Below are 25903 nucleotides of genomic sequence, written 5' to 3' on the forward strand. Positions count from 1 at the left end.
GCCCGACTCCACCGGTGACCTCGTGGCCGCGCGCGCGCAGTTCGGCCAGCACGGCAGGATCGAAGCCCGGCTCCACGGCCACGCCCCGGCCGCCGGTGACCCGCCAGCGCGGCGCATCGGCGGCGGCCTGCGGGTTCTGGCCGTAGCGCAGCACGCGCAGCGCCATCTGCACGTGGCCCTGCGACTGCATGGGGCCGCCCATGACGCCGAAGGCCATGCGCGGCGTGCCGTCGGCATGCATGGCGAACGCCGGAATGATGGTGTGCGAGGGGCGCTTGCGCGGGCCCACCTCGTTGGCATGGCCCGGCACCAGGCTGAAGCCGTGGCCCCGGTTCTGCAGGCTGATGCCGGTGCCCGGCACCACCACGCCCGATCCGAAGCCCATGTAGTTGGACTGGATGAACGACACCATCATTCCCGAGGCATCGGCGGCCGCCAGGTACACCGTGCCGCCGCGGCGCGGCGCGCCGTGGCCGGGATCGCCCGCGCGCGCCGGATCGATGTGCAGGGCACGCTCGCGCAGGTAGGCCGGGTCCAGCAGGTCGCGCGGCGCCACGCGCATCGCGTCGATGTCGGCGTTGTGCTCGTACAGGTCGGCCAGCGCGAGCTTCATGGCCTCGATGCTGGCATGCACCGTCTCCACGTCGTCCACGGGGCGCGTGCCGATGCCCACGGCGTCGAGCAGCCCCAGCGCGATCAGCGCAGCGATGCCCTGGCCGTTGGGCGGGATTTCATGCACGACCGCGTCGCCGAACGGCTGGCTCACCGTGCCCACCCAGTCGGCTTGGTGCGCGGCGAGGTCGTCCTCGGTCATCGCGCCGCCATTCGCCTGCGCGTGGGCGGCCATCTGGCGGGCCAGCGTGCCGCGGTAGAAGGCCTCGCCGCCGGTTTCGGCGATCAGCTCCAGGGTGCGGGCATGCGCTTCGCTGCGGAAGATCTCGCCCGCGCGCGGCGCCCGCCCGCCGGGCATGAAGCACTCCGCGAAACCCGGCTGGGCACCCAGCCGGTCCGCCCCCAGCGCCCACTGCGTGGCGATGATGGGCGAGACCGGAAAACCGCCGCGCGCGTATTCGATGGCGGGCTGCGCCAGTTGCGCGAACGGCAGCTTGCCCAGCCGCTGCGACAGCGCGACCCAGGCCGAGACCGCGCCGGGCACCGTCACGGCGTTCCAGCCGGACTCGGGAATGCCGCCGCGCTGGGCGAAGTATTCGGGCGTCCAGGCCGCCGGCGAGCGGCCCGAGGCATTGAGGCCGTGCAGTTCCTTGCCATCCCACACGATGGCGAAGCCATCGCTGCCGATGCCGCAGCCCGTGGGCTCCACCACCGTCAGCGCCATGGCCGTGGCAATGGCCGCGTCCACCGCGTTGCCGCCGGCCATCAGCATGCGCAGCCCGGCCTGGGCGGCCAGGGGCTGCGAGGCGGAAACGATGTTGCGGCCCATGACGGGGCTGCGCTGCGAGGCGTAGGGCTGGCCCCAGTCGAGGGCGGTGGCGTTCGGTGGGGGCGTTTGGGTCATGTCTTGTCTCCTTGGGTTGGGGAAGGCGCTCGGGGCGGACTCATTGTTCCAGGGTGATCTTGCGCTCGCGGATCACGGCGGCCCAGCGTGCGCTGTCGGCCTGCACCATGGCGGCGAACTGCGCGGCCGTGCTGGGCCGGGCCGGCTCCACGCCCAGCTTGGCCAGGCTGGCGATGACGTCCGGGGCCTGCATGGCCTTGGCGAAGGCCTGGTGGATGCGCTCCACCAGCGCGGGCGGCGCACCGGCCGGTGCGTACACGCCGAACCAGGTCACCGACGAATAGCCGGGCAGGCCGGACTCCGCCAGCGTGGGCAGCTCGGGCGCGAGCGCGCTGCGCTGCTGGCTGGTCACGGCCAGGGCCCGCAGGCGGCCGCTCTTCACGTGGGGCATGCCGGTGGGAATCGAGTCGAACAGCACATGCACCTGGCCCGTCGCCAGGTCGGCGATCGACTGGGCCGTGCCCTTGTAGGGCACGTGCGTCATCTCGATGCCGGCCTGCGCGCTGAAGGCCGCGGCATTGAGGTGCACGATGGTGCCGTTGCCGCTGCTGGCGTAGTTGAGCTGGCCGGGGTGCGCCTTGGCGTAGGCGATCAGGTCCGCCACCGATTTAACGGGCAGCGAGGGCGTGACCAGCAGCACGCTGGCGGCATCCGCCACGTGGGCCACGGGCGTGAAGTCCTTGCGCGGGTCGTAGGCCAGGCGCGGCATGAGGTGGGGCGAGATCGCGTGCGTGCTGCTGGTGGTGAGCAGCAGCGTGTAGCCGTCGGCCGGGGCCTTGGCGGCCTCGGCCGCGCCGATGGTGCCGCCCGCGCCGGGCCGGTTGTCCACCACCATCTGCTGGCCAAGGTCCTGCGAGACGCGCTGCGTGACTACGCGCGCCACCAGATCGGTGGCCCCGCTGGCCGGAAACGGCACGATCACGCGCACGGGGTGGCTGGGCCAGGTCTGCGCAGAGACCCCGCCGGCCATCGCGGCGAGCGACAACGCAACGAGCAGGCAGCGGGTGAAATTCACGAATCGCATGGAGCACTCCGATCGGGCACGCGGCAAAAGGGGCCATCTTAGGAATCGGTGCGCCCGCTGACCAACAGCAATTCGGCAAAGACCTTTGCCGCAATGGCAAAGCACTCGATACTTTGCACATTCCCGAGCAAACCCCTTCCAAGCCCCTTCAAAGCCGTTTGCGCCTTTCTCCACCATGCGAGCCCACCTGCTGCAAGACACCGCCCTGCGCTACTTCCTCGAAGTGGCGCAATGCGGATCGCTGACCGAAGCCTCCGCCCGGCTGCACGTGGCCGCATCGGCCCTGAGCCGCCAGATTGCGGGGCTGGAGGCGCAGCTGGGCACGCCGCTGTTCGAGCGGCACCCGCGCGGCATGGTGCTGACGGCGGCCGGCGAGATCCTCGCGACGCATGCGCGGCGCACCGGGCTGGACGCGGAGCGCGCGCTGGGCGAGATCGGCGCGCTGCTCGGGCTGCGTGCGGGCCAGGTGCGCCTGGCCACCTCGGATGTGTTCGCCAACGAACTGGTGCCCCGGCTGTGCGTGGCGTTCCAGCGCGAGCATGCGGGCATCCGCTTCACGGTGACGGCGCTGCCCACCGCGCAGGTGCCGGAGGCCGTGCGCACGGGTGTGGCCGACATCGGCCTGTGCTTCAGCCGCGCGCCGCAGCCCGGCATCCAGGTGGCCCACCGCCAGAGCGCGCCCGTGCTGGCCATGCTGCCGCCCGGGCATCCGCTGGCTGGCGCCAGCCGCGTCAGCCTGGCGCAGATGGCCCGGTTCCCGCTCGTGCTGCCGCCGCAGGAAACCATCGTGCGCCAGATGATCGACATGGCCTGCAGCCGCCAGGGCCTGCAGCTGGAGCCCGTGCTGGTCAGCAACCACGCCCGCACGGTGCTGGAGTTCGTGGCGCATGGCGGCGGCGTATCGGTATCGAGCGAAATCGCCACGCGCCATGCCGTGGCCGCAGGCGCCATCGTGGCCCGGCCCCTCGGCGACCCGGGCATGGACCTGCGCGACATCGAAGTGCAGACCCTCGCCGGCCGCGCGCTGCCCGTGGCTGCGCAGGCCTTTCTGGAGCGGCTGAAGCAAGAGTTGCCGGGGCTGTGACAGGCGGCAGGGCAGGCCTGCAGGATCAGGGGCCTGCCATGCGGTGCTGCAGCGCTTTCAGCACCTCGGCGTCGAGCACGCCCCGGTGCACGCTGTGCAGGGCGTCGTTGAGCAACTCCCAGGTCGGACCCTTGCCCCGCTGATCGGCAGTTTTCACATGAAACGCGTCAAGGGCTTCGAAAGGCACGGTGCGGCACGCCTCGGCCGTGATCGGCGCCTTGGCATGCAAATGCACGTAGAGCGCGGGCGCGGGCCGGCCATCCGCCAGCTTTCCCGTATCGATCTTCACCTCGAACAGGGTGCCGTGGCGGTGGTCGAGGTCGCCGTGCGATGGCAGCTTGCGGGGAGCGCCGATCCGCAGGGCCGACCCTTGCGCCTCGGCGTCAGTCGCCATGTTCAGCAGGTGCGACACATGCTTCAGGTCAGGGTACGGAAAGGTCTTGATCAGATCGGCCCCGATGGCATCGACGGACCGGTGCAGTCCCTCGATCGCCGCGATGCGCTCATTCAGCGCCTGGAGCGCGTCCGAGACCGATGGCATCCCCGCCACGCCCGCCGCCGCCAGCTGCTCGCGCCGGGCCTGCCACTGCCCCCGTACGCCGAACCATCCATCGAGCGTTTGCCGCATCTGCCGCACGGCGCTCAGCGGTTCGGTGCGCGGGTCCATCGCTGCGCTGATTGCAGAAGCGTCCTTGTGCATCGATTCGGCCAGCGCCAACAAGTCGCCAGGCCCGCGCAGGCCGCCGAGCTTTGGCGCAGGGAACGTTTTCAGACGCTCCTGGGCCAGCTCCAGCACGACCGTCTGTCGCAGGGACAGCGCAGGGGCGGTCTCCTGATCCGCCTTGTTGCGCGCGAAGGCTTTGCGTGCCTTGCCCATACCGGATCGCGTGGGCCGTGTTGCGCGAGCGGAACCGGACGCGGCGGTTTCTTCCAACACCGAATCGCTCTGCGCATCGTCGTCCGGCAACGCTGCGGTTTCGCGTCGCGTCGGATGTCCCAGGAATGTGTTGCCTTCCAACAGCTTGCCAACGGTGTAGGAGACTTTGTGGGCGTTCAGCACCGCATCGCACTGCTGGGCCAGCGCGCCGACGGCGGCTACCAGCCGCTTGGCGAAGTCGAGAGCGCCGGACTGCGAAGCACCGGTTTCGGTGTCGAAGTGGCGGCTCGCGAGCACGATGAATGTCTCGGCGTGCTCACGCAAAAGCAAAGCGCCGTCTTCCATGCGGCTCACCATCGGTTGCTGCCGGGGGATGCGGGCATCCTGCAGCAGGTCGATCGCAGGGGCGTCCGACAGGTTTGCCGCACAGGTCAGCAGCGCGACGGTCTCTCGCAGAATCTCCGTGCCATTCAAGCCTTCTGCAACCACCATGCGATTGCACAATGTCCAGATCTGCTCCTTGTGCAGATCGAACGCTCTCAGCCGCAGATTCGTGAGCGTGAGGATGGCCTCCTTCAAGTTCTCGGTCATCGTCGGATAGGCCTTGAGATGGGCGGGCGCACTCAGGTTTTCGATCGCCTCGGAAGTCGCACGGAGATAAGGTTCGATCGCCTCGACGGCGAGATCAACCTGACCGAGGTAGGCATGCAGGTCGCGGTCCAGCGCTGGCAGGTCCACTGGCTCCGAGCGCGCCTGGAGCATGCGTTGCGAAAGCGAGTAGCCTGCTTCGGCAGGCAATGGGGGAAGGTAGCCCACCAAGGTGGCGGCCAGCGCTGCGCGCTTGTTGTAGAGGGCCACGAACGATGTTCGTCCGTCCTCACCGGCCCGGTGAAGTTCGGTCATCTCCTTGAAGGCCGCAATGCCGCGATCTGCCGACTGAAAGGCCATCCACAACGTGCGCTGCTGTTTCTCGACCGTGACGAGCCCGCGCGTCCAAAGCTGGTCGAAAGTACGGAGATAAGCCATTGCACCGTCAACCGTCTGGGCGGCGGCCATGGCTACCTGCTTTTTTTCGTGTTTCTCAATCTGCTGTTGCTGCGCCGGCGTCGGTACCCGCTGCGCGGGCAACTGCGCACGGGGCGCAGGCGCCCCATGGCTCGCCGCGGCGCCGCTGGAGCGGGGAACAAGGCGCTCCGTCAAGTGGCTGGATGGGCTGGCCGACACGCTGGCATGCTGGTCGTCAGCGGGCACTGCCGCCTGATCCTGCACAGCGCGATGGCCGCGGTCGTTCCGAGAGGTGCCTGCCGATTGCACGCGTTCGCCGGACACGGGCCTACCCTTCGAACGCGATGGGCAAGGGCTGCAAACTCATGCCTTCATGGACTTTTGCAGATCCACCAGCACCTGATCCGTCAAAGCGCCACGGTGCACTGGTCCTAGCAACGCGGCATTGAGGGCTTCCCACTTGGGGCCCAGCGCGCGCTGTTCGGCCGTTTTGACATGCACTGCCGCAAGCTCGCCGGGGGAGATATTGGCGATGGCATCGGTTCCCACCACGTTCTTGGTATGGAAGTGCACATAGAGAGGTGCCGCTGGCTGCCCGTTCGACAGTGGCTTCACAGCAAGGCGCACTTCGAACAGCGTGCCGTGGTCGCCATCCGGATCGCCGTCGGACGGCAGCTTGCGGACCGCCCCGTCCGGCACGGCCGCGCCGGAGTTCAGCAGCATGGACACATGGTTTGCCCTCGGCAGCGCGTATTGCTTCACGAGATCGATCTCGAACGCACTAACCTGCTCGTGCAAGGTCTGCACCTGTACAGCGCGCTGGGCCACCTCTTTTTGCAACTCGACCGTTTTCGGCTCCAGTTCGACGCCGGTCAAACCGTCAAGCTGTTGGCTGCGCTGGGCCCAGATGCCGGGCTGGCCGAACCATTCCACCAGCGCGCGGCGCATCATCTGGCCCGCATTGACGGGATCGGTGCCGGCGTCGAGCGCAGCCCGGATGTCCTTCGTGTCCTGCTTCATCGACGCCGCCAGGGCGAAGAAGTCGAAGCGCGCTCCGGACGGCGCCGCTGGCGGCTTGCGGAATTGGTTGACGCGTGCTTGCGCCAGTTCGATGCAGACCTGCTGCTCCACCGACAAGCCGGGCTTCGAAGCCGCGGCAGCCGATGCCCCCGATGCGGAGTGCGTGGCCTTCGCATGGCGGCGGGATTTGCGGCCGGGCCTGGACGACTGCGCCTGAGCCGCCTGATCGGAGGCCGCGGCTTCCTGCGCTGCGGCGGCGGGCTCTTCCGACTCGAGCGGAGCCTCACGCGCGGTCGTTGCCTGCCCCTCCGTAGTGAACTCATGGACGCGCTCTGCGATCTGTGGCGAAAGCTTGTACGCGTTGAGCACCTCGCCGATCTCGGTGGTCAGGAGCCGGATGCTCGCCGCCATTTCCAGCGCCGCCCTGCCGACCGGTGATGCGGCCAGGTCCTGGTCCGGCGGCAGATCCCGGGTCGCGGCCGTGAGGTGATCGTGCGCGTGGTGTTCCAGCACCTTCACGTAGTTTTGAAGCCATGCCTCCTTGCCAGGCAGGGGCCCGACGCGCGCGTCCTGCAGCAGATCCACGACGCCACGCATGCGCACGACATCGCCGACGAGTCCTTTCTGCATTTCCCGGGTCTGGCCGGTCACGCTTTCAGTCTCGTCGGCCAGCGTCAGCATCATGATGCTCAGCATCACTCGATCCACGTGCGAATTGATGGCGATGAGCCGGCTCTCGGCCGTGCCCATGACTGCAGCCTTGAGCGTTGTTTCGGCACCGGCCGTCGATTCGAACGTTTCCCGCTTCCCTAGCGACTTCAGGGTTTCTGCCAACGCGACGGCACAAGGCTCCAGCTCTTTGAGTTGCGTATCCGTTTGCTCGATATAGCGGGTCCACAATGCCCGGGCGGTCGCCATGTCAGGATAAGAAAGAAGCTTATCCCGCAGCGGCTTGACGTCAACTTTGGGCGTCGTCATGACCAGGCGATAAGCAGCCATCGTCCGCTGCTGCTCAATAAAGACCGGAAAGAGTGGGCCGAGCTTTTGCGCCTGGCCCATCGTCAGCTTGCCCAGCGCCTCCATGGCAGCCTGGGCTCTCGGGAAAGCACGGGACGATGTGAAGCGCATGGCCGGAGCATGGGTCGCCATCGACATCCTGTCCGAGGCCGTGTGATATTGCTGGAGGAAGGGAACCGCCTCGTCGATGGTTCTGCCCGCCGCCAGGGCTGCAGGCGAAGGGCGCGCCAACGCTGTTTCCAAGACACCGCGCTGCGGGAGGGCGCTGGTTCGGGGACGCTGTGCCGCGGCGTTGGCAGAGCCACTGGCCTCCGCACCGCTGCGCGAGCGCAAAGTATCCGAAGGCCCGCCTTGGTGGACCGAGGAGCCGCGCTGCCGCCCTGCCGATGTACTGGCCGAGGGAGACGCGCCTTGCGAAGGTGGCGTGGTGGCAGGACCCGACGGTGCCCTTGCGGCATGGCCGCGACGGTTCACATTTCCTGAGGGCATGGAAAACCTTGACGAAGTCAATCTACAGCCTGAAGGATGGCTGTGGTACTGCGGAAAGACTCTCAAAACCCGAAGCAGCTCAGGGGCTGGCGAAGCCCCCTTTGCAAAGCGTGGGGGCCCGCCCAGCCCTCACGCCGTGGCTACTTCTCGGCGTGCTGCTGGCGAAACTCCCGCGCCTTGCCGAAGTGCCCGCACCCGATGAACGGCACCGGCGGGCGCAGCGCGGACAGCGGCGAAGGGTGGTTGGCGGCGAGCACCAGATGGCCCCGGTCGCCCGGAATCCAAACGCGCTTGGATTGGGCGTGCGAGCCCCACAGCATGAACACCACCGGCCGATCGCCCTCGGCCACATGGCGGATCACTGCGTCGGTGAGCTCCTCCCAGCCCTTGCCGGAATGGCTGGCGGCCTGGCCCTCTTCCACCGTGAGGCAGGTGTTGAGCAGCAGCACGCCATTTTTGGCCCATTTGGCGAGGCTGCCGCCCGGCTCGGGCCAGGCGGGAAAGGGGGTGCCCAGGTCGCGCTGCATCTCCTTGAAGATGTTGCGCAGCGAAGGCGGCAGCTGCACGCCGGGCGCCACCGAAAACGCGAGGCCCTCGGCCTGCCCGCGGCCGTGGTACGGGTCCTGCCCCAGGATGACCACGCGCACCTGATCGGGCGGGGTCAGCTCCAGCGCGCGCAGCGGCCGGGGCGGGAAGAATGGCGGCGCCATCCACCAGCCGTGCCTTCAGAAACGCCAGCAGCGCCTGCCCCCGCGCACCGGCGAAAAAGGCATCCACCAGGGGCTGCCATCCGGCCGCCACGGGCCAGTCGGCAGGATCGGCGCTGTGCAGCTGGGTGGAGGGCGCCACGGAATCATTCATGCTCAAAACAGCCTCCAGCACAATAAGATCTAGGGCATATAGCTATTAATTTAATAGCATCCAGCAAACCGGTGTCAGGCGAACAGCTTGGCCAGGGCCTCGCCGGGTTCCGGCGCCCGCATGAAGGCCTCGCCGACCAGGAAGGCGTTCACGCCCGCATCGCGCATCTGCCACACGTCGGCGGGCGAGAGAATGCCCGACTCGGTCACCAGCAGGCGGTCGGCCGGCACGTTCTTTTGCAGCGCCAGGGTGGTCGAGAGCGACACCTCGAAGGTCCGTAGATTGCGGTTGTTGATGCCCACCAGCGGCGTGCGCAGGCGCAGCGCCCGGTCCAGCTCGGCGCCGTCGTGCACCTCCACCAGCACCGCCATGTCCAGGCTGCGGGCGATGGCCTCGAAATCGGCCATCTGCGCATCGTCCAGGCAGGCCGCGATCAGCAGGATGGCATCGGCTCCCATGGCCCGCGATTCATAGATCTGGTAGGCGTCCACCATGAAATCCTTGCGCAGCACCGGCAGCTGGCAGCTGGCGCGCGCCTGCTTCAGGTAGTCGGGCTGGCCCTGGAAGAATTGCCGGTCGGTCAGCACCGACAGGCACGCCGCGCTCACCTTGCCGTCTCCCTCGGCATAGCTCTGGGCGATGTCGGCGGGAATGAAATCCGCGCGCAGCACGCCCTTGGACGGGCTGGCCTTCTTGACCTCGGCGATCACCGCCGCCTGGCCCTTGGCTATTTTTGCGCGCAGCGCCCCTTCGAAGTCGCGCGTGAGCACGCGGCTTTCCGCATCCGCGCGAATGGCGGCCAGGGGCGCTTTCTTTTGCGCTGCCGCGATTTCCTCGCGCTTGACGGCAATGATCTTGTTCAGGATGTCACTCATGTCGAAAACCTTCTCCGGCTCCTAGAGCCTCTTTTGTATCGATGGACGACCGCGGCGGGCACCCGACCCTCCGCAATAGGGCCCCCCTCAGTCCGCCGCCAGCGCATGGGTGCGCGCGACGAGTTGCTCCAGCTTGGCGAGGGCGGCTCCGCTGGCAATGGCGGCGCGGGCGCGGACGATGCCGTCCGCGATCGAGTCGGCCACATTGGCGGCATACAGCGCCGCGCCGGCATTCAGGCAGACGATGTCCTGGGCCGGGCCGGGCTGGCCGCGCAGCACGCCCAGCAGCACCTCGCGCGACTGCTCGGGGGTGTCCACCTTCAGGGTCCGGTTGCTGGCCATGGCCAGGCCGAAGTCTTCGGGGTGGATCTCGTACTCGGTGATCTCGCCCTTTTTCAGCTCGCCCACCAGCGTGGCCGCGCCCAGGCTGACCTCGTCCATGCCGTCGCGGCCATAGACCACCACGGCGTGCTCGGCGCCCAGCCGCTGCAGCGCGCGCACCTGGATGCCCACCAGGTCGGGGTGGAACACCCCCATGAGGATGTTGGGCGCGCCCGCCGGGTTGGTGAGCGGCCCGAGGATGTTGAACAGCGTGCGCACGCCCATTTCCTTGCGCACCGGCGCCACGTTCTTCATGGCGGGGTGGTGGTTGGGCGCGAACATGAAGCCGATGCCGACCTCGGCGATGCAGCGCGCGATGGCCTCGGGCGGCAGGTTGATGTGCACGCCCAGCGATTCCATCACGTCGGCGCTGCCGCTCTTGCTGGAGACGCCGCGCCCGCCGTGCTTGGCGGTCTTGGCGCCGGCAGCGGCGGCCACGAACATCGCGCAGGTGGAGATGTTGAAGGTGTTGGCGCCATCGCCGCCCGTGCCCACGATGTCCACCATGTGCGTGGTGTCCGGCACGTGGACCTTGTTGGAGAACTCGCGCATGACCTGCGCGGCGGCAGCGATCTCGCCGATGGTTTCCTTCTTGACGCGCAGGCCGGTCACGATGGCCGCCGTCATCACGGGCGACAGTTCGCCGCGCATGATGAGGCGCATCAGGTGCAGCATCTCGTCGTGGAAGATTTCGCGGTGCTCGATGGTGCGCTGCAGCGCTTCCTGGGGGGTAATGGACATTCCGTTTCCTCGAATGAAACTCAGGCGCCGGGACGCTCGGAGAGCGCAAGCCGGATGCCGAAACCGATGAACATCGCACCGGCCACGCGGTCCAGCCAATGCATGCCTCGCTGGATCGCACCCTGGCGGCGGGCCATCCACGCCGCCGCCAGCGCCCAGCCGGCGTTGACCGGAATGGCGTTGATGTTGAACAGCACGCCCAGCAGCACGAAGGCCCAGGCCTTGTTCTCGGTGCCCGGTGCGATGAACTGGGGCACGAAGGCCAGAAAGAAGATGGCTACCTTGGGGTTGAGCACGTTGGTCCAGAACCCGCCCAGGAACACCTTCTTCAGCGAAGCTGGCGCCGAGGACGCGGCGCGCGCGGCGGCCAGATCGGCGCCATCGGCCGCGCCGGCAGGGGCCCTGGCCCACAGCATGCGAACGCCCATCCACAGCAGGTAGGCGGCCCCCACCCATTTGAGTGCCGTGAAGGCCGTGGCCGACGCGGCCAGCAACGCCCCCCACGCCCACGGCCGCCGCGACGATGTGCACGAAGCACCCGGCCGTGATCCCGAAGCCCGCGACGAGCCCGGCGCGCACGCCGGATTTCAGCGCGTTCGTGACGATGTAGAGCACGTCCGGCCCGGGCGTGAGGTTGAGCAACCATCCGGCCGCGATGAACAGGAGCAGCTGGTGCGTCTCGATCATGGCCGCGCCTGCAGGAAGTTGCGCAGCATGGCGTGGCCGTGCTCGGTGAGGATGCTTTCCGGGTGGAACTGCACGCCCTCGATGTCCAGCGTCTTGTGGCGCACGCCCATGATCTCGCCGTCGTCGGTCCAGGCCGTCACCTCCAGCACGTCCGGGCAGGTGGCCCGCTCGATGGACAGCGAGTGGTAGCGGTTCACCGTGAACTGCTCGGGCAGGCCGGCGAACACGCCTTGCTGGGTGGTGGTGATCACGCTGGTCTTGCCGTGCATCAGTTCCTGGGCCCGCACGATGGTGCCGCCGAATGCCGCCCCGATGGCCTGGTGGCCCAGGCACACCCCCAGGATGGGCAGCTTGCCGGCGAAGTGGTGGATGGCGGCCACCGAGATGCCGGCTTCGGCCGGCGAGCACGGCCCGGGAGAGATGACGAGCCGGTCGGGCGCCCGTGCGGCGATGCCCTCCAGCGTGATCTCGTCGTTGCGGTACACCTCGACCTCGGCACCCAGCTCTCCGAAGTACTGGACGATGTTGTAGGTGAAGCTGTCGTAGTTGTCGACCATCAGCAGCATGGCTTTGACCTCTTGAATGCTTGGGGTGCCGGGCCCGGCCCCCGTTGGGAAACGCACTCCCGTCACACGGCGCGGCCCGGTCCGGGCGCGTCCGCGGCTGCCGAGGCAGCGGAGGGAGACTTTTTGGGATGCGCGCCCGCGCGGCGCACCAGGGGTGTCAGTTCGCAGGCTTGCGCCAACGAAGGGGGAAGGGTGCCGCCAGGCAAGGACGCGGATGAGGCATGGCGGCGATTATCACCTGCCTGCCCACCCCGCAGTGCAAAGGACGGATTCGCGGGGCACCGGCCCCTGCGACGCCTCGCAGGCGCCCCAACGAGCCCTGCGGCGCGCCGCTCTCCCGCGCCACGCCGGAGCCCGCCGCACTTCGCATGGCCGCAATCCGCATCGCATACAGAGCGTTTACATACGCTTGCCACGCGGAAAGTCGGAACCTCCGCGTTGGGTCCTGCAACCGCCCCCTTTCCGTTCCGAAAAGGCCGATTGCCGTCCAGTGCATTTCTTCATCAACTGCAAGGGGTCAATCCATGGGTGCGATAAAAAAACGCGTTCAAATCAATCGCGAAGGGCATTGAAAAGGCTGTTCAGGGCGTAGGGCAGATTGCCAAAGGCCTGGCCACGCTCGATCTGAAAGGGGCGGCGGCCGGTCTCAAGAAGCTGGGAGAGGCGGGCGGAGACATCGCCCGCGGCGCCATCAACCTCACGCCGGCCGCATTGGCGGCCAATACCTTACTGGACGGGGCGCTCGACAAGGTGCTCAAGAAAGTGCAGAGCGTCGCCCAGAAGGTGGTGGACACCGCCGTGGACAGCGTCGAGGGCGGCCTCACGAGCATCAAGAAGGGCGCCGTGGGCCTGGCCAAGGGCATTGCCAAAGGCAACCTGTCTCAGGCCCTGAACGGCATCAAGGACCTGGCGCTGGGCGCCATGGAAACCGCCTCCAATTTCGGGCCCGGCGGCATCGCCAAGAACGTGGCGCGCCTGGCGGTGGACTCCACCATCGACCTGGCCACGCAGGAGGTCACCAAGGCCGCGTCCAAGGTGCTGGACCCCAACGGCACATCGCTGCTGGGTGGCCTGGCGGTGGACACGATCGGCGCAGCCACCAGCGGCGGCCTGAGTTCCTCGCGCGCGGGCCGTTTCGCCGATGGCGAGAGCTTCCGCAAGGGCGCCAATGACCTGCCCGACACCCGCTCGCCCGGCCTGCGCCAGGACGGAGACGACCTGTCCGGCACGCGCCTGACGACCAACCGCCAGGGCGTGGACGAGCTGTGCGACACGCCTCCGACGGGCTTCCGCCAGGGCGCGCGAGACGCTGCCGAAACCGCGGCCCGCGATGCGGTCGACACGGTCGTCCAGAGCACCATCGACAAGCTGATGCTCAGCCTGCAGCAGACGCTGGACCCCAACAACGACTCGAACGCGGTCGGCACCGGCACGAACCTGGTCGGCGGTGCGTTGCAGGACGCCGCCAGCACGGCCGTGCAGACCCGCGGCCGCCGCGGCGCGGATGGCTCGCGCCAGGCCCAGGGCCCGGACGAAGTGCCGCCGCAGACCCGCCGCGAGGCCGTCAAGGAATCGGTGCAGAACTCGGTGCACAACGCCGTCGACATGGCCATCCAGGCCGCTGTGCAAGCCGCCCTGTACACGCTGCTGCCCAAGCTGGGGCTCGACCAGAACAGCGCGCTGGCAGCGCTCGGCCAGGGCGTGCTCGAGGACACGCTGTCCAACGTGAGCAGCCCGCGCAACGCGACGGGTCTGAAGTCGGGCAGCCGCCAGGTGGCCTCGGACCTCAAGCAAGGCCTGCAGAACTCCATCCAGGAAAAGCTGCTCGGCGTGGCGGACCAGGCCATCCAGGGCATCGTCGATCAGGTCATGGCCAAGGGCCTGCAGGGCCTGCAACCGACGGGCGGCGCATCGTCGCCGAGCGCTGGCGGCGTGGGCAGCCAGCTGGGCTCGGACCTGCGTGCCGGCATTCAGGACCGCATCCAGTCCGTGGTGAAGGACGTGATCAGCGGCGTGATGCAGTCGGTGATCGACACCGCCAACCAGGGGGTGGCCGCGGGCCTGTCCCTCGGCAAGGGCCTGCCGCAACTGCCACAGCTGCCACAGCTGCCCGCCAGCACCACCGAAACCCGCGTGTCGATCGACATGCACATGCACATCCGCGCCTGACGCGGACGCTTCTTCCTCCATTCTTTTGAAAGGCAATGACCATGGACGACTCCAATGTTCACGAAGATCCCATCGCCGCCTTGGCCGTCTCCCTGGTCAACGCCATCCGCGAGAACCAGCTGGACGAAGCGGAAACCATGCTGGAGGAGCTGAATGCGCTCAGCCCGGACACCGAGGAGTACCTGATCTTTCCGGTGCTCATCGCGATCCAGCGGGGCTACACGCAAGAGGCCCTTCAGTACCTGAACACGCTGGGCGAGGACACCGCCCCGGAACTCAAGGCCCTGTGCCTGAACATCCTGGGCGACCCGACCTGGCACTACCACGCACAAAGCTGCCTGGAAAGCGGCGACGAGCACGTGCGCAAATCCATGCGCGAACTGCTCCAGCTGGAGCCCGAGATCGCTGGCGATCTCGCATAGGGCCGCCGCCATGCTGAAGCTCACTCCCCAGGCCGACCTGGGCGTGTTCTACGACGCGGATTCAGCCCGCTACGCGGCGGGCTGCGCCCAGGACTACACGCAGACGGTCACCCGCGATGCCTTCGCCGCGTTCTACGCCGAATGCCCATCCATCGGCTTCGAGTCCGATGGCGCGCCGATCGGCGGCATCCTGTTCGATGGAGAACAGGCCCACATCGCGGTGCTGCCGCATTACCACGGCCTCTGGGCCCTGCTGCTCAAGCCGGCGCTGCAGTGGCTGTTTTCGCTGAAAGCCGAGATTCTGGTGGCGGTGGAGAACGACAACCACCGCTGCCTGCGCTTCATGGAGCGCCATGGCTGGCAGCGGATCGAAGCCCGCGGCGACGACATCATCTACCGCATCACGCCGCAGGGCGGCCTGCGCAAGACCGAGTACCCGCGCCCCCACCGCAATGGCGCGCCAGCCGCGCGCGCGGCGGGTCCCGCCTTCTTCGGAGCATCGCCATGCCTTCACCCTCAATGAGCGCCGCCGACAGGCAGCCGCCCCAGGCCTGGGGCGCTGGCGCGCACCGGATCGTTCCCCATGACGGCGCGGGCGTTCGCCTGCGGCTCGTGTCCATGGTCCAGCCCCCCATTCTTCTGGATGACGGATTCCCCCGCTCTTCCGGGCTCTGGGTGTCCAGCAACCTGTTGCTGCCCGGTTGCGAAAGCGCTTTGACGCAGCGGCACATGGCCGTGCAGGGCCTGCTGGTGCGGCTGGAGGCGCTGGCAGGCCAGGAGGGGCGGGAATTGAACCGCACCCTTCGCCTGTTCTCGGACAACCGGCTTTCGCAGGTGCACGCCAACAGCGCGGACTTCGAGCGCCTGAGCGCTCCCAGCGGCCTCTCGGGCCCAGCCGTGCCCCCCGTCTGCGGCGACGCGATCGCGTGCATCGACGAAGAGCGCGAATGGCTGCTGGTCGACGCCCAGAAAGGCTTTCACCCCGGAGGCATGGCCCCTTCAGCCGCGCTGATCGCCTCGATCGTGCGGCTGGCAGAGGTGCCGGTGCATGCACGCCGCCGGCTGGTGGACGCTGGCGACCCCGCGGGCACGATCGAGGCGGCCAGGCCCCTGGTGCTCGAAGCCGCGCGCGCCCTGGTGCAGCAAGGGCTGGGCGACACGAAGGTCCAGCTGTCGGCGCAGGCCATCGCATTGGCCGAGCATCTGAGCCCGGCCCACCTGATCCAGTGGCTGCTCACCGATGCGGCGCTGCCGTTTCGCGACCAGGCCCTGCCCACCACCTGACCCTGGTGGCCCGGCACCCACCGCAGGGGTTCCGGGCCCCGTGGCAGGCCTGCTGCAGGCCGCATCCGATCCACGCGGCACCGCTGTCGACGCAGTGATTTTCGGGGTCGCGAAGCACAACGTTTTCCCATTCATTCCGTCTCGAACTCCGAGACACCTTTCTCAACCCTGGCAGGGAGCGTGGCCGCAAGCGGTCGCCTCTGTTGTCCAACGAAGGCGGCGTCCATGAACACCACGGTCAACGGCTACACAGCCTCTCTCAGCATCACCATCGGGCGCTCCCAGCCCGGCAAGACGGCGGGCAACACGGCCGCGCAGACCAAGGAGGCCGCGGCAGCCCTGGCGAAATACATGCACCAGAACGGCATCGAAACGCAGACGCCGAATGGGCTCTACGGGCTGGCCCGCAACACCTCGGGCCAAACGCCCGAGGACGTTTCGGAAGCGGCGAATTTCATGCTGACCCACCCGGATGTCTACGCGCTGCTGGACCCTTCCGGCGGTGACGGTACCGCGGACGTCTCCAGTTTCGACTTCGCGGCGCGCGGCGGCTACGACGCGCAACTGCAGGACAGCACGCCAGAGAGCGCGGTCCCCATGAACGAGCAGGCCGCCTCCGGCGCCATCGCGGCCTTCATGCGGCAAAACCATGTGCCCTCCATCGACCCCAACACGCTTTTCCAACTGGCCAAACGGCCCAACAGCGACACCTCGCCCACCGTCTCGGCGGCGGCGAAGTTCATGCTCCAGAACCCCGAGTCCTATCGCCAGATCGAGACGAACGACGGGGGCGCAGCCGACGGCCTGTCGGAATCGGACGACTTCGAGGCGGCCGCACAGGGCGCCCTTTCAGGGCTTTCGTCGCCCCAGCCCACCGGCGGCTCCACGCTGCAGCCCCTGGCCGACCCGGAGCGTGTGGCGCCGGTGGCACCCCGCGCCCAGCAACGGTCCGCCCCTGCCGAGCCGCCCATGGACGCGCGGGATGCCTCCCGCATCCTGGCGGATCACATGCTCCAGGGGAACGCGTCGCCGCTGGCACGCCTGTTCAAGCCCCAGGCGATGACGCCCGAGCGGCTGTATCAGCTGGCCGAGGGCGGAAAAGCCTCGCCCGAGGTGGCGGCGGCTGCGGAATTCATGCTCCAGAACCCCGATGTCTACCGCGCGATTGAGACCCATGACGTCCCTGGCGCGGACGGCAAATCCGGCATCGGCAACCTGCTGGCGGCCGCGCGGGGCGAGGTCCCCGGCGTGGGCGGCCAGGCCTCCAGCGCCCGGGGCGGCGTCCTGCAACTGCTGCGGCAATTGCTGGCGCAGCTCCAGGGCCAGGGCGGTCAGCCGCAGCCGGCGCAGGCCCAGCCGATGAACGGCCAGAGCGCGGCACGCGTGCTGGCCGATCACATGGTGCAGGAAGCCGGTGGCGCGCTCCACCTCTTCGGCAAGCGCTTTCTGCCCAAGACCCAGCCCATGACGCCGGACCGCCTGTACCAGCTGAGCCAGGGACAGGGCCAGGTGGCCGAAGCCGCGAAGTACATGCTCCAGCACCCAGACACCTACCGCGCGATCGAAACGCGCGACGTGCCCGGTGCCGACGGCAAGTCCGGCCTGGGCAACCTGCTGGCCGCCGCCCGCGGCGAGATCCCTGCCGTGAAGGGCGCAACGGACTCCCTGGACAGCCTGCAAAAGCTGCTGCAGCAACTGCTGAAGCTGCTGAAGGCGCACGCGGAGCCAAGCCCACCGCTGGATGGCCAGAGCGCGGCACGCGTCCTGGCTAACCACATGGTGCAGGAAGCCGGTGGCGCGCTCCACCTCTTCGGCAAGCGCTTTCTGCCCAAGACCCAGCCCATGACCCCGGACCGCCTGTACCAGCTGAGCCAGGGGCAGGGCCAGGTGGCCGAAGCCGCGAAGTACATGCTCCAGCACCCCGACACCTACCGCGCGATCGAAACGCGCGACGTGCCCGGTGCCGACGGCAAGTCCGGCCTGGGCAACCTGCTGGCCGCCGCCCGCGGCGAGATCCCCGGTGTTCCGGGCCGGGCCGGCGGTTCCGCACAGGCCCTCCTGCCACTGCTCCAACTGCTGGTGCAATTGCTCAAGGCCACCTCGAACACCCGGCCGCCACTGGATGGCCAGAGCGCTGCGCACACCCTGGCCGAACTGATGCAGCGGCAAGGCGGCGCGATGACGCCCGACCGCCTTTACCAGCTGATCCAGGGCCAAGGCGAGGTCGCCGACGCCGCGAAGTTCATGCTCAAGAACCCCGACGTCTACCGTGCCATCGAGACGCACGACGTGCCAGGCGCCGACGGCAAGTCCGGCCTGGGCAACCTGTTGGCGGCCGCGCGCGGCGAGATCCCTGGCGTCGAAGGCGGCTCGGCGCAACGCACCGCAGGCGCGAGCCGCTCCGTGCTTGATGCGCTGCTGCAACTCCTGCAGTTGCTCACGGGCCGTTGGACCGCGCAGTCCAACGGCGCTTCACGGCCCACCCGGCCCGTGCAGCCATCGCCGCTGGACGGGCAAGGCGCCGCGCGCATCCTGGCCGATCACATGCTGGAATGCCACTCCGGACTGCTGGCGAAGGCCTTCGGCGGCAAGGACATGACACCGGACCGCCTCTACCAGCTCGCCGAGAGCGGCAAGGCACCGCCCCAAGTGGCGGCAGCCGCGAAGTTCATGCTCCAGAACCCCGACACCTACAAGGCCATCGAAACCCACGATGTGCCTGGCGCGGATGGCAGATCGGGTGTCGGCAATCTGCTGGCCGCCGCGCGCGGCGAAGTGCCTGGCGTGGGTGGCACGCCGGCTTCGAGCGCCGGCATTCTCCAGTTGCTGGCCCAGGTGCTTCAGGGCCTTCAGTCCCGTGAGCAGCAGCGCATCGTGCAGATCGAGCTGCGGGTGAGCGTGAGCGTCCAGGTCTCCGTCAAGGCCTGACCGACCCCTCGAAGACGCAATGGGGACGATGGCCTGGGCAATGCCCCAGGCCATCGTCCTTTTTTCTTGCCCGCCGCTGCCGAGCGAACGAAAAAAAAGGGCCGGCGATCATGTCGCGGCCCTCGTGGAAATCAGGGAAATCAGCGGGTGGCGGGATACCTGTCCAGCACCTTGCGCACGTAATCCTGCGTCTCGCGAAAAGGGGGAATCTTGTAGCCGTGCCGCACGACCGCCCCCTCGCCCGCGTTGTAAGCGGCCAGGACCAGTTCGGTCTGGCCACTGAACTTGTCGGCCAGAAAGCGCAGATAGCGCACCCCGGTCTCGACATTGACGGCGGGCGTGAACAGGTCGGCGGAGGACGGGGCGCCAAAGCGCGCGGCGGTGGCCGGCATCAGCTGCATCAAGCCCAGCGCGCCCTTGGGAGACCGTGCGTTGGGCGCGTAGGCCGACTCCACCTCGATCACGGCCTGGACCAGGTGCGGGTCGATGGCATGGCGGGTGGCGGCCGACTCGATCACTGGCCACAGCGCTTCGTGGCGCCAACGGGGCGTCACCATCGCCGTGGGCCAGACCGCGCCGGACGGCACGGCACCAGCAGTGCGTGGGGCACGGATCACGCGCACGCTCGCCACGGCGGCCGCGCTGGCCACGGGATCGTCCGCGTCTGCCGGGTCAGCCGGCGGGTCGGGCAGCTCGACCGCCCGGCATTGCCCCACGATGGCCGGGTAGCGCTTGGCGATGTCGAACGCCACGCGCACTGGATCGGACTCCGGCCCCTTCACCCAGCAGTCGTAGGCGATGAGTGCGTTGGCGCCACACGCCTGCAGCGCCGCCGCTGCCACCAGCGCGTGACGCTGCCAGCGCACCATCACAACAGCCCCAGGTGGCGCAGCACCGGGGCACGGCTGGCAAAGAAGCAGCGGGCGCTGTGCGCCAGGCGTTCGGCCGGCATCTGGCCCTCGCCCTCGCCTTCGAACCGGGCCTGCATGGCCTGGACCATTTCGTCCGCGGTCTGCGCGCCCTGGCAGGCGGCACGGATCTGCGCCATGGCAAGCGGAGACCAGCCCATGGCCTGGCCGCTGGCGGCGCAGGACAGGTAATGCAGTCCATCGTCGTCCGGCCGCTGCATGACCGCCTTGTTGAAGCGCTGCACCGATTCCCGGGCGCTCTCGCGCAGTGCCACGGGCAGCGCGGGATGCACTTGGGCTTCGTTTTCCAGCAGCATCAAGGCGTCGACGATGAAATCCGCGCCCAGCGATGCCAGCTCGGGCCGGCGGGCCAGTTCGCGGGCGGTGGCGGGGCCTTCTGCCAGCGCGTCCAGCAGGCGCAGGGCAGTGGCGCCGTCCACATGGTCGGCGGCGGCATCGGACAACGGGCTCTCCCGGGTTTCGCTGCGCGCGGTGGCCAGGATCCAGGTCCTGTCCAGGCGGAACTGCGCATGCTGCTGCGCGCTGGCCTGGGGGGCGTCACGGGTGTACAGATCCCAGCGGAAGGACCGGTTCACCGCGAAGTCGCGCAGGGTCTCCCGCAGCACCGGGTCATTGACCCCCCGCAGCAACTCCCGCGTGGCCGGGGGCAGGATGGCCGCATCCACCTGCTGGGACAGCACCGCGGGCGCTGCGAACTCCAGCCCCGCCTCGGCCATCTCGGCGGCGACCTGGTGAAAGTGCATGGGGTGCCAGTCGGGATTGAAATACTCGTGCGCAGCGTAGTGCGGATCGAGCCGCCGCAGCCCGTACAGACGGGCCTGCACCGAGAGGTCGTCCGAGAAATAGGCGGGGTTCACCTTGGCGAAATCGTCGAGGAAATCCAGCGTTTGCGACAACCGCTCGATCGGCGTTGCGCTGACTGGAACCTGGCGCAATCCATGCAGGTTCACCAGTTCGCGCAGCGGCATCTGCGCGGCCCAGCCGGGCAGTGCGTTGTGGCTCACGAAGACGACGCCTCCCGGGCGCAGCCGCTCGGCGATGAAACGCATCACCATCTTGCGCAGCGGCGGCGAGATCCAGGAATACACGCCGTGCATGGAGATGATGTCCATGGGCGGCAGGTCACGATCGAGCAAGGTCTCGAAGGCGTCTTCGAACACCTCCACGTTCGACAGCCCCGCGTCCCTGGCCAGTTCGTTGGCATAGGCGACGTGATGGGGGTTGAAGTCGTTGCCGTAAAAGCGCATGTGCGGAAAGCAAGCCGCATGCGCCACCAGCGGCAGGCCGAACCCCATGCCCAGCTCGAAGCAGTTCAGGGGGGCTGACAGATCGGGGCCGCACACGCCTCGGGACTCCAGGGCCACGCTCATCTGCGCGGGCGAGAGGGCGCGGTAGTAGCCGCGGGTATAGGGTTCGCTGCGCACGTCGAGCACGGCGGGCTGGGGTGATTTCATCGGTCTTCCTCTGAGCGTTGGGACGGTGACAGGGCGTGTGCACCTTCGCTTTCGCGAAAGGCACCAAAAGCTGCGCCCATTGCAGCCGCAACGCGCAGCCAGGCCGGTCCAACAGTCGAAACGATGGCCGGAAAGGCGAAGCAGAGGCGTCATGTCGTCCCCTGCCCCAACCCATGCCGCGCATGCCGACGCCCCTGCGGCACCCTTCCCGGCGGGACTGGGTACGGGCCCTGAAACCACCGGAATCAAGGCCTTCGCGCCGCGGGCCGTGTCTTCGCCTGCGGTGCCGCGACGGCGGTGGCCCCCACCTACTCTTCGTTTGCCAGCCAACGAACCGGAGTACTGCGTTGAAGTCCACCGTCCCCATCTCTCGCAAGCCATCCGCCACCCCGGCCTGCGGCATGGGAGCCGTTCAGCGCGACACCCTCGCCGCCGTGCTGCTTGCCCTGTCTCTCACCGGGTCCGCTTTCGCACAGCCCTCCATGGGCTACATGAAAATGTCCCATCAGCTGGGCAGCCTCTCCAGCATTTCCGCCTCCGCCAGCCCCTTCGCCGCTCCGGCGACGGACCGGGCGCAGGGCGATGCCGCCGTGGCCACCCGGCCCGTCGCAATGCCATCGGCCCGGGCCACATCGCTGTCGGCCGCGCAGCCCCTGCCCCTGCCCCCCAGCGCCATAGAAGCAGCGGCCTGGGAGAAGGGCCGATTCGTCTACCGGGCGGAGAACAAGCGGATCGCGGACGTGCTGCAGGATTTCGCCGCCAGCCGCGGCACCCCCGCCATCGTGGCCGATGGCGTGGACGGCGTGGTCAACGCCAACTTCGATCTCAAGCCGCGCGAATTCCTTGACAGCGTCTCCCGGGCCTACAACCTGCTGTGGTATCACGACGGCTCGGCGCTGTACTTCTATCCGGGCCGCTCCATGCAAAGCCGCATGTTCCGGCTCAAGGGTTTCAACCGGGAACAGGTGGCGGAGCTGCTGCAGTCGTTCGACCTGGGCGACAAGCGCTACCCCATCCGGTTCAACGAGGCCAGCAGCACGCTGTATGCGTCCGGCCCACCCCGGCATCTGGAACTGGTGAGTTCTGCCCTCGAAGCGCTCGACGCGGGCGTGACCGACAACAACGCTCGCACGGCGCGCGTCTTCTCGCTCCAATTCGCCTCTGCAGGCGACCGGGCCGTGGGCAACACCACCGTGCCGGGCGTGGCCACCATGCTGCGCAAGCTCTACGGTGAGCGCGAAAAGGAAGGTGCCAGCATCGCCCCCCTGGTGCGGATGATGGACAAGGACAACGACAACACGCGCAAGAAACTCGGCGCGTACATCCCCCTGCCTTCGGCCAACCAGTTCCTGCCGCCGCTGCCGCGCGCCACCAACCAGGACGCCAGCACGCCGGCCTCCGACCTGCGGCCGCTCACGCCCCCCGCGAAAAACCCGGAAGAAGACAACCAACCGCGTTTCGAAGCCGACGAAGGCACGAACTCGGTCGTGGTTTTCGGGCGCGCCGACCGCATGGCGGAGTTCGAGACCCTGATCCGCCGCCTCGACCAGAAACCCCAGCTCGTCGAACTGGAGGCCACGATCATCGAGGTCAATTCCGACAGTGTGGACGCGCTGGGCGTGAACTGGACCTTGCGCGGCAGTGACACCAATATCAGCATGAACCTGTCCAACAGCCTCATGCCTGCCGCAGCGCTGGGCACGATCGTGGCCGACGCGGGACGCCATCTGCTGGCCCGCGTCAATGCCCTGCAGGGCGAAGGCAAGGCCCGCGTCCTGTCCAAGCCGTCCGTCATGGGCGTCGCCAACCGGACCGCGGTCATGCGCGAAAAAACGCGTGGCCACCGTGCGGGTGGCCGGCAATCTGGAAGCCAACCTGTTCCAGATCGAGGCCGGCACGCTGCTGGAGATGACGCCGCAGGTCACCCGCATGGATGGCAGCAACAACATCAAGCTCACGCTCTACATCGAAGACGGAGCGTTCGAGACGAACGTGGTGGACCAGGTCCCCATCGTGAAGAAAACCGAGATCCGCACCGAAGCCCATGTGCGCGAGGGCGAGAGCCTGCTCATCGGGGGCATCACCGTGGAATCGGAGCAGTCCCAGAACAACGCCGTTCCCGGACTTTCCAAGCTGCCGCTCGTGGGCGGGGCATTTCGCAACAACGAGCGCCAGACGCAGCGCACCGAGCGGCTTTTCCTCATCACGCCGCGCCTTCTCAACGCCGCCTCGCCTGCTCCTGTCGCCTTCTTGAATGAGGTTCGCAAGCCATGAAGCAGCTTCGCATACTGACCGGCCAGCATGCCGGCGCACAGATAAATTTGACCTCAACGCGCTACCTGATCAGCGCGGAAGACGCAGCAGATATCCAGCTCACCGACTGGACTTCGGATGCGATGTTGATCGAAGCGGGAGAGGACGGAATGATTCAGTTCGCGCTGTCGCCACAAGGCCCTGCCCCGGCATGGCTGCCCATGGAGGACTTCACGCCCCATCGCATGGGTGACATCGTGCTGTGCACCGGCCCCGGCAACGCCACCTGGCCCGCCAGCGTCGATCTGATCGCCCGTCTCAACCAGGTACCCGTGGTGGCGCCCCACAGCCGCAAGATGTCGCCCATGATCCTTTCGGCGGTGGTGGGAACCGCGCTCATGACTGCGGCGTTGAGCGCGGCCGTCGCGCCGTTGACCCCCTCCAAGAAGGATCGCCCCGCCACCGACTCCGTTGCCCGCGAGGCGGTGCCCAAGGAACCGCTCCTGGTGCGGGTTCAGCGCGCCCTGGCGACAGCTCCGGTCTCCGGGCTGGAGGTGGTGGCCCAGGCGGATGGCGTCGTCGTGCGCGGCCTGCTGGCCGAAGCTTCGGATGCGGACACCGTTCGCCAACTGCTGGCGCCTTTCAAATCGGAACGCATCGTGCACGCCTATGCGACGAGCAACGAAGTGGAGCAAAGCATCGCCGACGCGATTGCACGCCCGGGCATTCGCGTCCATCACCTGGGCGAAGGGCGCTTCAACGTCACCGGAGACACACAGAACCTGTCGGCGCTCAAGGACAGCGCCACGCGCATCGCGTCCGACCTGGCACCGCTGGTCAAGCGGATCGACGTGAGCGCGGCAGAACTTCCCCCTGCAGGCGTCAAGCGCATGAGCGCGCTGATGAACGCAGGGGACCTGCAGTACGTACAGACACGCGACGGCGTGAAACACCTCTCGCCACCGAATGCAGAGAGCCTGGCCGCCAACGACTGGTCGGTTTCCCGTTAACCCTTCACCCAACGAACGCCAACACCATGACTGCTTCCAACGAATCCATCATCTTCAGCGACCTCGCCAACCTGGACCAGGCGCTCACCGAGGACAAGAGTGGCGACCGTGCGCGGGCCATGATCCGCTACTTCGCGGAGATCGCGGATGAGAGCAGCGCCATGCTGAAGTCCACCCAGGTGGACGCCGAGCGCCAGCTCGTCACGCAGCTGATCCAGGCGTTCTACGCATCGCAGCGCGTGATCCAGCGGATCTGGGAAACCCTGCACGGCACCACCCTGGCCGTCTGAGACACAAGGAGCCCCTCCATGCTGGTCCTCGAAGCACCCACCGCGGCCAAGAGCGCATATCCGGTGATCTACCGCAATCTCATGACCGTGGGCTTGCTGGGCACGATCTACCGGGTGGGCGAAGACGCGCAAACCATCCACTCCACCGTCGAGATGACGCTCGAAGACACCCACGGCTATTCGCTGTACCGCACCGTCGCCATGGCGATGGCCGGCCAGCTGGGCGAAGCGCGGGAGGCCCTCGCAGCGCGCATCGAGGAAGAGCCTCAGAACGGCGAGAACAAGATCGCCATGGCCGTCGCGATGCTCTTTGGCGGCGACAGGGGGTGGCGCTACTGGATCGACAACGTGCTGGCCACCCACGCAGACCAGGAGGTGCGCGAAGCCGCCTTCGGAGTGCTGAAGTACGTGGGCCAGCAAGGCCGGGGGGCCTCCCTGCACTGAACCGAAATTGGCACGGCGGCATCCGGCCGTCATGCCTCACCGAATGGAGGCCGCGCGGTGTGGCCTTCAGCAACGCGGAATGTTCCGCACTTCACCTGGGATTCAAACATGTCCACGAACAAAGCAGATGGCGATACCCGTGCCCTGATGGGCCGCATGCAACAGCAGCAAGACAACCAGAACGCCATGACGGCCCTGCAAGCCGAACTGAGCGAACAGCAAGGTAAGAACGCTGTCATCTCCAACATGGCCGATGCGTTCCAAAAGAACTCCAAGGCCCTGTCGGACAAGCAAGCGCAAGGCGCGGGCTAAAGCGGCATCGCGCCATGGGCCCAGGCGCTCATGGTGCTGCACTTTCTCTTTTCCAACGTTCAACTTTTCAAGGAGTCCAATCATGTCGACGAACAAAGCCGATGGCGATACCCGTGCCCTGATGGGCCGCATGCAACAGCAGCAAGACAACCAGAACGCCATGACGCCCTGCAAGCCGAACTGAGCGAACAGCAAGGTAAGAACGCTGTCATCTCCAACATGGCCATGCGTTCCAAAAGAACTCCAAGGCCCTGTCGGACAAAGC

The 25903-nt window shown here is 67.7% G+C and carries 20 protein-coding genes and 3 pseudogenes; 12 read left to right on the forward strand and 11 right to left on the reverse strand.

Annotated features, from left to right (window positions below; genetic code table 11):
• Both AC27IO_RS08710 and AC27IO_RS08715 read right to left on the reverse strand, forming a co-directional pair.
• Positions 1-1516, reverse strand: a 1516-nt coding sequence (locus tag AC27IO_RS08710) for a gamma-glutamyltransferase family protein (RefSeq protein ID WP_498738474.1), incomplete at its 3' end; no start/stop codon positions are given.
• 40 nt (positions 1517-1556) lie between these two features.
• Entirely contained in the window at positions 1557-2486 is a 930-nt protein-coding gene (locus AC27IO_RS08715) for a Bug family tripartite tricarboxylate transporter substrate binding protein (protein WP_372588284.1), read from the reverse strand.
• A 229-nt stretch (positions 2487-2715) separates the two neighbouring features.
• Between AC27IO_RS08715 and AC27IO_RS08720 the strand changes: the two genes are divergently transcribed.
• Positions 2716-3624 (forward strand): LysR family transcriptional regulator, encoded by a 909-nt coding sequence (locus tag AC27IO_RS08720; RefSeq protein ID WP_284394199.1) that lies wholly within the window; start codon positions 2716-2718, stop codon positions 3622-3624.
• Between the two features lie 25 nt (positions 3625-3649).
• Here AC27IO_RS08720 and AC27IO_RS08725 read toward each other — a convergent pair whose 3' ends face one another.
• The 7 genes and pseudogenes from AC27IO_RS08725 to AC27IO_RS08755 all read right to left on the reverse strand — a co-directional run bounded on the left by AC27IO_RS08725 (position 3650) and on the right by AC27IO_RS08755 (position 12143).
• Positions 3650-5830, reverse strand: coding sequence for a T3SS effector XopP-like protein (locus AC27IO_RS08725; RefSeq protein WP_498738477.1), 2181 nt, complete (start codon positions 5828-5830; stop codon positions 3650-3652).
• A 39-nt stretch (positions 5831-5869) separates the two neighbouring features.
• Positions 5870-7609: a T3SS effector XopP-like protein gene (locus AC27IO_RS08730; RefSeq protein WP_317353881.1), complete on the reverse strand. Its 1740-nt coding sequence runs from the start codon at positions 7607-7609 to the stop codon at positions 5870-5872.
• Positions 7610-8172: 563 nt separating this feature from the next.
• Positions 8173-8893, reverse strand: a pseudogene (locus AC27IO_RS08735) (uracil-DNA glycosylase).
• Between the two features lie 74 nt (positions 8894-8967).
• Entirely contained in the window at positions 8968-9768 is an 801-nt protein-coding gene (gene trpC, locus AC27IO_RS08740) for an indole-3-glycerol phosphate synthase TrpC (RefSeq protein WP_498738480.1), read from the reverse strand.
• A gap of 87 nt (positions 9769-9855) precedes the next feature.
• Complete coding sequence (gene trpD, locus AC27IO_RS08745) at positions 9856-10890, reverse strand: anthranilate phosphoribosyltransferase (RefSeq protein WP_487089801.1); 1035 nt, start codon at positions 10888-10890, stop codon at positions 9856-9858.
• Between the two features lie 20 nt (positions 10891-10910).
• Positions 10911-11577 (reverse strand): annotated as a pseudogene (locus AC27IO_RS08750) (LysE family translocator).
• Positions 11574-12143: an aminodeoxychorismate/anthranilate synthase component II gene (locus AC27IO_RS08755; RefSeq protein WP_284394222.1), complete on the reverse strand. Its 570-nt coding sequence runs from the start codon at positions 12141-12143 to the stop codon at positions 11574-11576. Before AC27IO_RS08755 ends, AC27IO_RS08750 begins: the two are co-directional and overlap by 4 nt.
• A gap of 711 nt (positions 12144-12854) precedes the next feature.
• On the opposite strand from AC27IO_RS08755, the gene AC27IO_RS08760 reads away from it, so the two are divergent.
• From AC27IO_RS08760 to AC27IO_RS08780, 5 genes are all read left to right on the forward strand, one after another.
• Positions 12855-14312, forward strand: coding sequence for a hypothetical protein (locus AC27IO_RS08760; protein ID WP_487112301.1), 1458 nt, complete (start codon positions 12855-12857; stop codon positions 14310-14312).
• 41 nt (positions 14313-14353) lie between these two features.
• Positions 14354-14734 (forward strand): HrpB1 family type III secretion system apparatus protein, encoded by a 381-nt coding sequence (locus AC27IO_RS08765; RefSeq protein ID WP_272565598.1) that lies wholly within the window; start codon positions 14354-14356, stop codon positions 14732-14734.
• A 10-nt stretch (positions 14735-14744) separates the two neighbouring features.
• Positions 14745-15257 carry a GNAT family N-acetyltransferase gene (locus tag AC27IO_RS08770; RefSeq protein ID WP_498738484.1) on the forward strand — a complete coding sequence of 171 codons (513 nt, stop codon included), beginning with the start codon at positions 14745-14747 and terminating at the stop codon, positions 15255-15257.
• On the forward strand, positions 15239-16018 hold the full coding sequence (locus AC27IO_RS08775) for a hypothetical protein (protein ID WP_284431044.1): 780 nt from the start codon (positions 15239-15241) through the stop codon (positions 16016-16018). Before AC27IO_RS08770 ends, AC27IO_RS08775 begins: the two co-directional genes overlap by 19 nt.
• Positions 16019-16243: 225 nt before the next feature.
• Positions 16244-18946 (forward strand): hypothetical protein, encoded by a 2703-nt coding sequence (locus tag AC27IO_RS08780; RefSeq protein WP_498738486.1) that lies wholly within the window; start codon positions 16244-16246, stop codon positions 18944-18946.
• A gap of 140 nt (positions 18947-19086) precedes the next feature.
• On the opposite strand, the gene AC27IO_RS08785 is transcribed toward AC27IO_RS08780, so the two are convergent.
• Both AC27IO_RS08785 and AC27IO_RS08790 read right to left on the reverse strand, forming a co-directional pair.
• Positions 19087-19815, reverse strand: coding sequence for a lytic transglycosylase domain-containing protein (locus AC27IO_RS08785; protein WP_317353858.1), 729 nt, complete (start codon positions 19813-19815; stop codon positions 19087-19089).
• Complete coding sequence (locus AC27IO_RS08790; RefSeq protein WP_498738487.1) at positions 19815-21329, reverse strand: methyltransferase regulatory domain-containing protein; 1515 nt, start codon at positions 21327-21329, stop codon at positions 19815-19817. The genes AC27IO_RS08785 and AC27IO_RS08790 overlap by 1 nt, the downstream gene beginning before the upstream one ends.
• Before the next feature lie 611 nt (positions 21330-21940).
• On the opposite strand from AC27IO_RS08790, the pseudogene AC27IO_RS08795 reads away from it, so the two are divergent.
• The 6 genes and pseudogenes from AC27IO_RS08795 to AC27IO_RS08820 all read left to right on the forward strand — a co-directional run.
• Positions 21941-22825: pseudogene (locus AC27IO_RS08795) on the forward strand (secretin N-terminal domain-containing protein); the annotation flags it as partial.
• A gap of 412 nt (positions 22826-23237) precedes the next feature.
• On the forward strand, positions 23238-23603 hold the full coding sequence (locus AC27IO_RS08800; RefSeq protein WP_498738491.1) for a secretin GspD/PilQ domain-containing protein: 366 nt from the start codon (positions 23238-23240) through the stop codon (positions 23601-23603).
• The gene (locus AC27IO_RS08805; protein ID WP_284431039.1) at positions 23600-24592 is read left to right on the forward strand and encodes a secretion protein; all 993 of its coding nucleotides are present in this window, start codon (positions 23600-23602) and stop codon (positions 24590-24592) included. The genes AC27IO_RS08800 and AC27IO_RS08805 overlap by 4 nt, the downstream gene beginning before the upstream one ends.
• 26 nt (positions 24593-24618) lie before the next feature.
• A complete protein-coding gene (locus AC27IO_RS08810) occupies positions 24619-24882 on the forward strand; it encodes a hypothetical protein (protein WP_272565616.1) in 264 nt (87 codons plus the stop codon).
• Between the two features lie 18 nt (positions 24883-24900).
• A complete protein-coding gene (locus AC27IO_RS08815; RefSeq protein ID WP_284431038.1) occupies positions 24901-25326 on the forward strand; it encodes a hypothetical protein in 426 nt (141 codons plus the stop codon).
• 108 nt (positions 25327-25434) lie between these two features.
• The gene (locus tag AC27IO_RS08820; RefSeq protein WP_284406595.1) at positions 25435-25638 is read left to right on the forward strand and encodes a hypothetical protein; all 204 of its coding nucleotides are present in this window, start codon (positions 25435-25437) and stop codon (positions 25636-25638) included.
• Positions 25639-25903 lie beyond the last annotated feature (265 nt).

This window comes from Acidovorax sp. KNOB132 (assembly GCF_057541515.1).